Below are 10738 nucleotides of genomic sequence, written 5' to 3'. Positions count from 1 at the left end.
GGTGCAGGGGATAGGCCTGGCGCGCAGCAGCGGCTGGCTCGGACTGGGCTTGAATACGGCGGTGGACAAGCGCTGGGGCTGGTATCTCAATTACGATGCGCAACTGGGCAGCGGCGGCTTGCGCAACAATGTGTTCTCGCTGGGTTTGCGATTTGCACTGGAGTGAACTGAATTCAAATGCGGAAAACATCCTTGGCAGCGCTGCTGTCGAGGATGCTGCAGCTTATTCCATTTATTCCGCTTGTACCGGCGTCAACACCTCGCGGCTGCCGTTGGTCGCCACCGAAGAAACGATGCCGGCAGTTTCCATCTGTTCCACCAGCCGCGCTGCGCGGTTGTAGCCGACGCGGAACTGGCGCTGCACCGACGAAATCGAGGCACGGCGGGTGCGGACCACGAAGGCAACCGCTTCGTCGTACAGCGGATCGGCTTCCACATCCTGGCTGTCGCCCAGCAGGTCGGCACTGGCGCCCTCGGCCGGTACGCCGGCGAGGATGGCTTCTTCATATTCCGGCTCGCCAAACTGCTTCAGGTATTGCACCACGCGATGCACTTCCGCATCCGAGACAAAAGCGCCATGCACCCGTTGCGGATAACCCGAGCCAGGCGGCAGGAACAGCATGTCGCCATGGCCGAGCAGGGCTTCCGCACCCATCTGGTCGAGGATGGTCCTGGAGTCGATCTTGGACGATACCTGGAACGCTACGCGGGTCGGGATATTGGCTTTGATCAGTCCTGTGATGACATCGACCGAAGGCCGCTGCGTCGCCAGGATCAGGTGGATGCCGGCGGCCCGGGCTTTCTGCGCCAGGCGGGCGATCAGCTCTTCGATCTTTTTGCCGGTCACCATCATCAGATCCGCCAGTTCGTCGATGATCACCACGATCAACGGCAGAGTAGACAACGGTTCCGGCGCATCGGGCGTGAGCGAGAAGGGATTGCTGACCTTCTTGCCGCGCAGGTTGCCGTCGCGGATTTTCTGGTTGAAGCCGGCCAGGTTGCGCACTCCCAGCGCCGACATCAGCCGGTAGCGCTTGTCCATCTCTGCGACGCACCAGGTGAGCGCATTGGAGGCCAGCTTCATGTCGGTGACGACCGGCGCCAGCAGATGCGGAATGCCTTCATAGACCGACAGTTCCAGCATCTTTGGGTCGATCATGATCAGCCGCACTTCTTCCGGTGTGGCTTTATAGAGCAGCGACAGGATCATGGCGTTGATCGCCACCGATTTACCGGAGCCGGTAGTGCCGGCTACCAGCATGTGCGGGGCCCGCGCCAGGTCGGCGACAATCGGCTTGCCGGTGATGTCCTTGCCCAGCGCCAGCGTCAGGTGCGATGCCGAATCCTGATAGGCGGCCGACTCCAGTATTTCCGACAGCCGGATCATTTGCCGCTGTGGGTTGGGCAACTCCAGCCCCATGCAGGTCTTGCCAGGGATGGTTTCCACCACCCGGATCGAGGTCAGCCCCAATGCGCGCGACAAGTCCTTCATCAGGCCGACGATCTGGCTGCCGCGCACGCCCAGCGCCGGCTCCACTTCAAAGCGCGTGATCACCGGACCGGCGTCGGCGCCCAGCACGGTCACCGGCACCTTGAATTCTTTCAGGCGCTGTTCGATCAGCAAGCCGGTTTCCGCCAGGCGTTCTACCGGGATCTCGATCAGTTCGTTGAGCGCGGGGTCCAGCAGGTCGAGACCGGGTAAATCGATCCGCAGTTCATGCAACGGCTGGAGTAAGAAATCGGATTCGCCGTCATCAACCGTGGCAGCGGAGGCTTCGGCTGGAACCGGCTGCGGCGTCATATAGGAGGTTGGCGCAACGACGGCGACAGGATGAGCAATAGCGGCTTCAAAAGAGGCCGGCCGCATCGGCAATGCCGGTTCCGCTTGTTCTGCAAGGCTTTGCGGCAAGCCGCCGACTGCGAAGGCATCTGCAACGGCGCTTACCGTGTCCGGCAGCGTTGCAACATCCGGCTTGCCGGCAAATTCCACTGCGGATGCAGACGGCGCTGCTGCAGGCGTAACACCAGGCGTCGCGATGACATCCTCTGCCAGCGGCCGGGATGCGGCAGGAACAACCATGTTTGCGGCAACCGGTGTGGACGGGCGGGTGCTGATGATCCTGGTTTGCGGCGCCAGGCGATTCTGGCTGCGCTCGCCTTGACGGACGTGCATCGCATCCTTGCGCGCCGCGCTGGCGGCGCGCGCCTGCTGCGCCATCTTTTCGCGCGCCAGCATGGCTGGCGTCGGGATGATGCGTTCTACCGTCGCCCATTCGGCCATGCTTCTGGCGGAGGCCGGCATCTCTGCCCGTTTGGCTGGGATGTTGGCCCGTTTCCCCGCAACCTCAGGCTGCTCTGAAGCCGATGGCAATTGCCAGGATTTCCTGCTGCGAGGAGGCGCTGCAATGCTTTCACGCGCGCGTACCGGCCGCACAATGGAGTGCATTGGCGCCGAAACGGTTGCTGCCGCACGCGGTTCACGTGGCGCATCGGCTTGCTCTGTCTTGCCCGGAAAAATGCGCCGCAGCGCGGGATGGATGTTGCCGATCAAAGCCAGCCAGCCGCTGCCAAACAGCCAGCACAGCGCCAGGATGCTGATGGCCAGCATCGTCAGTACGCCGAGGAAGCCGCCAAGCAGGTTCATCAAGCCCTGGGCTATCGCATAACCGGCGTGATCGCCGTCGGGAGGACCGGATTCGCTGGTGCGCAAGACGGCTTCCAGCGCGCTGCTGCCGCATAGTATCAACACGGTTCCCAGCCACAGGCGGATCGAGCCGCGGCCGCGCAGCGCGCTTGCGCCCGAGCGCCGCGCCTTCAGTACGCGAACCAGCATGGGAGCCAGCCAAAGCAAAGACCATCCGAACCAACTGAAAACTGCTATATGCATACTCAAATTCAACGAAAAATCAACGTCCGGAAAGCGTGGTGCTTGCGCAAATCATGTTGCGATACCGCAGGCCGTCCTCAGTGCCGTTTGGCAAGGGCGACATGGCAGGGGTTTGTCTGACGTCTTGAAATCAAAGTAGGTGATATTAACCGAAAAAGCGGCTGCCGTTCCCCTCTGAGTTGCTGGCCAATAACTTGTTTTTATACAAATAAATGTGTAACGGAAATTGCGCGGTCACAGATACGAATTACTGAATTTGGTGAGCAAGTATCAAAGTGTACTTTTTGCACTATTCCAGGACTTGCAATTTGCCAATGCTGCAAAGCGCAATAGCTGTCTGCAAATAACGGCATCGTCTTATTAAAAGCGGCTGGGCTCGCTATCGGTCAAAACCTGTGCTTGTCTTTTTACGACAATTGCGACGTTTTTCCACAATTCCCTGTCTCAATTAAGTAACTAAATATATCTATTTGTAACTGTGAGGAATATTTTGTAACAAAAAGTATTATTTTTAGTATAGATTAAACACGCGGTGAATTGGCGCTTGGCAACCAGTTGCGCCAAGGCACCGCGTTGTCGTTAGCGGCACAGAAAAATAAACAGTGCCGCCGGCGGCAATTCCGGGGAGGACCAGATGAAGAGGAAGACCTTCTGGTGAAGTGTTTGGTTTGTCTGTCTGCATGAGCTAGAGCAGGGACGTCAAAACGCAAATTACATCGTCCACAAGGCGATCTAATCAGCCTGGTTTGATTACACAAATAATTAAATTATTAACTCTAAAAACGATAGGGGGTTTTGCTTATGATCAAGGAAAGAAAACTGTCACAGTCATTACGGCTTGCATTTTTTACCGGCGGCGTGGCAATGGGAGTAGGCATGATGGCGCCAGCCGTACATGCGCAGGAGACAAATGATGACAAACCGATGGGACGGGTTGAAATCACCGGCTCGAACATCAAACGGACACAGCAGGAAGGACCAGCGTCGACGCAAATCCTGACGCGCAAGGATATCCAGCAATCGGGCAAGACATCGGTCGCGGATGTCGTCCGCAGCCTGTCGGCTGACAACAACGGCTCCATCAGCGGTTCATTCACCAGTGGTTTCGCCGGCAGCGCCTCGGGTGTTTCGCTGCGCGGACTGTCGGTCAATTCGACGCTGGTGCTGATCAACGGCCGCCGCACCGCACCTTATGGCCTGGGCGATGACGGCCAGCGCAGTTTTGTCGACCTGAACTCAATTCCGCTCGGCGCCGTTGACCGCATCGAAGTGCTGAAGGACGGCGCTTCTGCGATCTACGGTTCAGACGCGATCGCCGGCGTGGTCAATATCATTCTGCGTGAAACTTTTGAAGGCAAGACCATCTCAGGCTCGCTCGGCACTTCCGGCCACGGCGACGGCACTTTGCGCAGCGTATCGGGCACCTTCGGTTTCGGTAATCTGGAACAAGACAAGTACAACTATTTCTTCAGCATCGACGCCAAGCAGAGCAATGCCATCTGGCAGAAAGACCGGCCGGAATATCTTGGCACTGCGGATGCCCGTCCATGGGGCGGCCGCGACCAGCGCGGCGGCGCCACCACCAGCAGCAATACCGGCGGCAGCAGTTTCGTCGGCACGGTACGTCCGGTCGACGCCAGCGGCAATCCGATTGCCGGCCGCGGCATCCAGAATCTTCCTGGCTGCGCCTACATCGATCGCAGCACATCGATCAATTCCGGCGGTGGCTGTCTGTGGGATCCGATCCAGGGCGGCTACCAGGCGGTGCAGCCGGAAACTCAGAATATCAACCTGTTCGGCCGCGGCACGCTGAAGCTCAGCAATGACATGCAGGCTTATACCGAACTCGGCTTGTTCAACTCTCAGGCCAAGACAGTCAATACGCCGTCCGGCCTGACCGGCACCGGTTTCGACTTGATCAACAACCGTGTGGTCAACACCAGCACCGGTCCTGACCAGCTGCTGATGCCTATCGGTCATCCGGACAATCCGTTTGCCAACAATGCCGCCCGGCCACGCTGGTCCGATCCGAATAATCCGCGCCGCTCCGATCTCGATACTACCGTCACGCGCCTGCTGGTCGGTGTGAAGGGTACATCTTACGGCTGGGATTACGATAGCGGCATCCTGTACGCACAGAGTAAAACCGACCGCACCCAGAACGGCTTTTACCGCGCCAGCGCGTTACAGACAGCGATGAACAACGGCTCTTTCCGCATCGGCCAGGCTGGCGTATTGAACAGCCCGGCGACGATGGCACTCGTTTCGCCGGAACTGAAAAATTCGGCGACCACCAAACTGGCCTTGTGGGACTTCAAGGGCACGCGTGAGTTCGGCCAGCTGCCGGGTGGTCCGATCGGCATCGCGGTCGGCGGCGAACTGCGCCATGAGTCTACCGACAGCCAGGCGACGCCATATACCGATATCAGCGATATCGTCGGCCTGGGTTATGCGGCAGCCAGGTCTTCCCGCAATATCAGTTCTCTGTATACCGAACTGGCGCTGCCGGTGATCAAGCAGCTGGAATTCCAGCTGGCCTTGCGCACCGACCAGTACTCTGACTACGGCAATTCGACCACCCCGAAGATCGGATTCAAGTTCACGCCTATCCAGCAGCTGGCTTTCCGCGGCACTTACGCGGAAGGTTTCCGGGCGCCGGGTCCGGCGGAAAGCGGCGACAGTGCAGTTTCGGCTTTCACGACTTACACGAATGATCCGGTGCGTTGCCCTGTCACCAAACTCTCGGCGGACTGCCAGGACGGTAAGAACATCGGCGCCGTGACGGTCGGTAACAAGAACCTGAAGCCGGAAAAATCGCAGAGCTACAGCCTGGGTTTCATCCTGGAACCGATCAAGAACACCAGCGTTTCGGTGGATTACTGGCGTATCGTACGCAAGAACGAGATTACCGGTTCTGATCCGGACGCCATCATCAACGATCCATCACGCTTCCCGGATGCGATCATCGTGCGTGGCGAGCCGACTTCGGACTTCCCTGGCCTGGTCGGCCCTATCCAGCTGGTCAAGGCGCCTTACATCAATGCGGGCCAGACCCGCACCAGCGGCGTCGACATCGATTTGCGCAGCCGTTTTGACTTGAGCACTTACGGTCGCCTGACCGCCGGCTTGACGGTGTCGCAGATGTTCGAATTCAAGCGTACCACCAACGGCGTAACGCAGAACTTCGTCGGCACCCATGGCGATAAAAACCTGTCGGGTAACGGCGGCACGCCGCGCACCCGGGCTTCGGCGTCGCTGGCCTGGGATCGCGGACCGTTCAATGTGACGACCTCGCTCAATTATGTCAGCGCGATTGAAAACAAGAACGAAACCGGTGGTCCTTGCCTCAACGTCGATCCGGCTACAGGCAATGCCTTGACCAACTGCCGCATAGCATCATTCACCACGGTCGACATGTTCGGCCGCTGGGATGTGACCAGGCAATGGCAAGTGACTGCAGCGGTCGCCAATCTGTTTGACCGCCTGGCGCCGTTGGACGTGCAAACATACGGCCGCATCAACTACAACCCGTCGCTGCATCAGTCCGGCGCGGTGGGGCGCTACTTCACTGTAGGTGCGCGCTACACCTTCTAAGTGCTGTAACCAATGGGTAGGAGCTTTATAACGCCAGTGAGATTCGCTCTGCTGGCGTTTTTTTTAATTGAATGCTGCCGATTTTGCTTAGTCATGCGACGCCATGCTGACGATGGCGGCGAGTGTGTGTACAAGCGGCGTAGCGGCCCTGATGCGAGGCGACTACTGTGGCCGCGGACCTGAGGCGGCTCCGCGCGGCCACGCTTACTGGATGCTGCATTGAATTGGCAGGACCTGCGATCCTGCCGGCGAGCGCCCTGATCAGTGAGAAAAACTGACCAGGCGCGCCTGCAATGCCGACGACAAGCTCAGGTCAAAACGGCCACCGCTTGGCAATGTTTTGATGTCAAACGTTGCGCTGCCGTTTTGCAAGCCGTTGCCGAGCACGGTCTTGGCGCCGCTGGCTGAGATATACATCAGCGACAGATACGGCTCCAGCGCCGCATTCCAGGTGACGCTCAACTGCCCGTTCTGGACAGTCCAGCCGACCGCGGACGCCATTGCCTGGGCATTGCCGGCAGCGGTGCTAGCGGCTTTCGTGCGTTGCACCTGGCCAGGCTGGCGCATGGTTTGCAACTGGCCGTTACGCAATACGTCGATGCTGGCGATGTCGCCGGGATTCGGCAAGCTGACCCAGAAATGGCTGGTTTTATCGCTGGCGTCGGCGACGCTGACCGGTTCAAACGGCAAGCTGTAGGTCTGGCCCGATACGGTGTGCAGACGCAGCGCATAGCTTGATGTGGCGGTTGCCGTATCGATGCGCAACTTGGTTGCGGAAGCCGACGCCGGATGCAGCAGTACGCCTTGCGCCGTGATTTCACCAGCGATGGTCAGGTAGCCATCTGGCGCAACAGCTACGCTGGCGGCGGAGTTGAGCACCAGCGGCTGTGGAATCGCGGCAGTGCGCGATTCGGCGAACTGCTGCGCGCGGACATAGCTGAAATCGGAGAACCAGGTACCGCCGCAGTAGCCCATGACATCCTTCATTTGCGTGTTGTTTGGCGTCAGCGGCGCGCTTAGTGTGCCGATCTGGGTATCGCTGTCATACAAGCTGTTGTAGATCGCGAGCGAACTCAGGTCAGCATTACTGTTGGGGAAGGCCGGGTCGGGACTCGAAGCGCCGCCGCAGGGAGCGTGGCTGAGAGAATGGTTGTGGCCCATTTCATGCACCATGATGGCTTGCCATTGCGGCCAGTTATTGTTGAACGGGTCACCCTGGCCGGCGCTGCTGCTCCAGTCCAGGCCAATCGCCGCGACCGGTGAATTGCCGCCATTGGCACGGTTGCCTACATAGCCAAGGCCGGCGACGAACGAGCCAGGGACCGGCGTATACATAGGGACCAAGCCATAATAAAAGGCATTCTTGTCTTCCGCTTCGCGCGTGCTTTCCAGCTGGGTCAGTGCGGACGACCAGTCCATCGCCGTGGTGCTGCTTGCGCCACTGATTGTCAGAGGCGAGCGGCTTGTCACCGCGATATTGCCGTTGGCATACGGATAGACCCGCGCCAGCGCTTTTTGCACATCCGACAGCGCAGGCGGCAGAACGCCGGTGGCGCCGCCCACTGTCAGCGGCACCAGCACCACGTGCATGCTGGTCGGCGAGCCGACCACTGGCGAGACGTCCTGGCTGGCCGGACTATTGCTGGCGCCTGCCGCTACCTTGATGCTGACTTTGACGCCAGGCTGCACCCAGGCTGCCGGCAAGACGGCATTGAAAGTGTTATTCAGGTTGTAGTCGTCTTTTGCGGTAGGCAGGCTGGCCGGGCCGTTCATCGCGAGAGTGCCCAGCGCCACGCCAGCCTTGCTGGTGGCGGATAGATTCACCAGTGGGCTCTTGGCGCCGGCGGCAGGCGCCAGCACGGTCGCCCGCACCAGGGCCGGACGGCCCGGAGTGAGGCGCAGCGTCAGGTCGCTGGCGCTTTTATCGAATACATGGACAAAATCGACGCCGCTGATCCACAAGCCGACATTGCCGGTGTTGTCGATCGTGCCGGCATTGATGGCTGCCTGGCCGGGCGCATTCAAGGTCAGTGTGCCGCTGCTTCCCAGTGCAACGCTCAACACCAGTTGCGTATTGCTGCTGCTGACGATGGTGGCTGCCGCATTGCCTACGGTAGCGCCAGTGACGTTGTTCAGGTTGCTTCCCGTTACGGTCAATATCACTGTGCTGCCGCTGCTGGCGGTTTGCAGGGCCGTTGCGGTGACAGTCGGCACCACCGAAAATACGCCGGTGCTGACCACTTCCTGGTAGGGATCCACCACCGTCAGCGGACCCGATGCCGCGCCTGGCGGCACCACGAAGCTGACAGTGCTGTTGGAGGCGGTGGTGACCGAGGCCACTGTGCCGTTCGCAAAACGGATATCCGTCACTGCCGCCAGGCCGCTGCCGTTGATCGCCACGCTGCTGCCGACGATGCCGAGCTGCGGCAGCACGGCGACAATCGACGCCGGGCGATAGCTGTGGAGCTGATAGGAGGTATTGACCGGCGCGCCATTGACGATCAGCGTCAGTGCGCCGGAAGTGGGCTGCGCTGGCATGGTGAGCGTCGCCGCGCTGCTGGAGCTGCTGGCGATCGCCAGGTTGGCGCCGGCAAGCTGATAAGCACTGACCAGATCCAGATTCTTGCCCTGGATCGTGAAGTTGGCGCCGACTGCCACATTGCTGGCCGATACGCTGGTGACCAGCGGCGCCGGCAGGCTGGAGACAAAGGTGGCCGACGACTGCACCGAAAATCCCGGGCCGGAGACGGTGATTACGCCACTGACTGAGGTGGCTGGGATGGTAATGGTGATCTGGCTATCGCTGACGATAGAGAAGGGGACTGCGACGTTGCCGATGCTGACTGCCGTCACCTTTTGAAAACCGCTGCCGCTGACGGTCAGGACTGAGCCGGCGGATGCGCTCGTGGCAGACAGCGCGGCAATACTCACCGCAGCAGCCGGGGACGGTGCGGCAATCGAATTGGGCGCGGCTGCTGTGTTGTCACCCGACCCGCCGCCGCCGCAGCCGGCTTGGCTCAGCGTCATACCGATCAATGCGAGAGCGAGAAGAATTCTGTGATTTTTCATTTTTGAAGCACTGCCTTTGTACTATCGAGAGCTGGACGGTTTGATTAAAGGGGATGCGGCGCATCTTTGGCGTTATAACGAATATTTCTTTATGGAAATAACGAGCGAGATTGTAGTTGCGAAAGGTGCTTGTCGTAAAGCATTGCTTGCCGGTGTGTTGGCTATCTGCGATTGACTTGGCTACGAAAGTCCGTATGGCGCCGCAAACAATGTTGCAGCAGGACTTGCCGCGCGCGGCTTACCGGTTTTCTGGAGGGAGGGGATAGAGGTGGCGCTGGCCCGATGCCGCTGTGGCAGCAGGTGGCCAGCCGATTGCAGGAGCTTACAACGGCAAGACTTTGGCAGGCACTTTAGTGGATTTCAAATCGAGAATGGCGCCATAGCGCTGGCTCATTCCGATCCGCACTCGCAATGGCACGCCATCTGACGCCCGCAACCAGCATTCGACGCTGGCATCGTCTGCCGATGCGATGCGACGTGTCAGTTTAACTGCCTGCCACTGCCCGGATGGCAATGACAGGGATTCGCTGTGCACATCGAAAGTAGCCTGCTTGATCGATTTCCCGTCCGACAAGGTCACCGAAACAGGATGGCTAGGGACATTGCCGACAAACGCGTAGCTCAGCGACAGCACGTCTTGCGGCTTGGACTGGAACGTGGCGCGGCTGGTCATGTTCTTGCCGTCATAAAAAAAAGCTGTTTTGCTTTTCTCGTCAACCAAAGTGGTCAGCGGCGCCTTGCTTCCTCTGATATCCACGTAGCGCAAGGTATTCAGGGTGCCGCCGGAGATCTTGCCGACGCTGGTGCGTTGCAATGAACCCGACATGAACATGCCGAGTACATGGCCGAGCGTACCTACCGACTGGATCTGGTAAGAGTCTTGCGAAAAAGAGACGGTGTCCTTGACATCGGCGACCGAGACATTGCCGCCCATGAAACCGGTCAAGGCGCTGATCGCGCTTTGCGACATGCCAGTGTTGCTGGCACGCTTGGAGTCGACGGTCAACTGCGCGTCGTAGCTGACGGAAAATTGCTGGTTGGCGGCGGCGAAGCTGGCGCCGGGCACGCAAGCGGCCAAGGGCAGCAAGGCGCTCAGCGACAATGCGATTTTTTTATGCAAATTCATTTGTTCTGCTTTTCAAACAAGAAGTAAAGTTAAAGCCCGGCCGGGAAGATCGGCTGCAATGC

At 59.4% G+C, this 10738-nt stretch carries 4 protein-coding genes; 1 reads left to right on the top strand and 3 read right to left on the bottom strand.

Going from position 1 to position 10738, the window contains the following annotated elements; genetic code table 11:
* Nucleotides 1-232 precede the first annotated feature (232 nt).
* Nucleotides 233-2833, bottom strand: coding sequence for a DNA translocase FtsK (locus VNZ65_RS18635; protein WP_325671656.1), 2601 nt, complete (start codon nt 2831-2833; stop codon nt 233-235).
* Between the two features lie 930 nt (nt 2834-3763).
* On the opposite strand from VNZ65_RS18635, the gene VNZ65_RS18630 reads away from it, so the two are divergent.
* Entirely contained in the window at nt 3764-6481 is a 2718-nt protein-coding gene (locus tag VNZ65_RS18630; protein ID WP_325671654.1) for a TonB-dependent receptor, read from the top strand.
* 261 nt (nt 6482-6742) lie between these two features.
* On the opposite strand, the gene VNZ65_RS18625 is transcribed toward VNZ65_RS18630, so the two are convergent.
* On the bottom strand, nt 6743-9508 hold the full coding sequence (locus tag VNZ65_RS18625; RefSeq protein ID WP_325671652.1) for an IPT/TIG domain-containing protein: 2766 nt from the start codon (nt 9506-9508) through the stop codon (nt 6743-6745).
* 364 nt (nt 9509-9872) lie between these two features.
* Entirely contained in the window at nt 9873-10676 is an 804-nt protein-coding gene (locus VNZ65_RS18620) for a hypothetical protein (protein ID WP_325671650.1), read from the bottom strand.
* Nucleotides 10677-10738 lie beyond the last annotated feature (62 nt).

The organism is Collimonas sp., assembly GCF_035566555.1.
Classification (GTDB): domain Bacteria; phylum Pseudomonadota; class Gammaproteobacteria; order Burkholderiales; family Burkholderiaceae_D; genus Collimonas.
Note: the sequence above shows the minus strand (reverse complement) of the source record. Positions and strands in the feature narration are given on the sequence as shown.

Excerpts from the sequence above, each read along its gene's own strand:
- VNZ65_RS18635 (WP_325671656.1), bottom strand. The coding sequence starts at position 2,833 with ATGCTGGTTCGCGTACTGAAGGCGCGGCGCTCGGGCGCAAGCGCGCTG.
- VNZ65_RS18625 (WP_325671652.1), bottom strand. The coding sequence starts at position 9,508 with ATGACGCTGAGCCAAGCCGGCTGCGGCGGCGGCGGGTCGGGTGACAAC.
- VNZ65_RS18630 (WP_325671654.1), top strand. The coding sequence starts at position 3,764 with ATGATGGCGCCAGCCGTACATGCGCAGGAGACAAATGATGACAAACCG.
- VNZ65_RS18620 (WP_325671650.1), bottom strand. The coding sequence starts at position 10,676 with ATGAATTTGCATAAAAAAATCGCATTGTCGCTGAGCGCCTTGCTGCCC.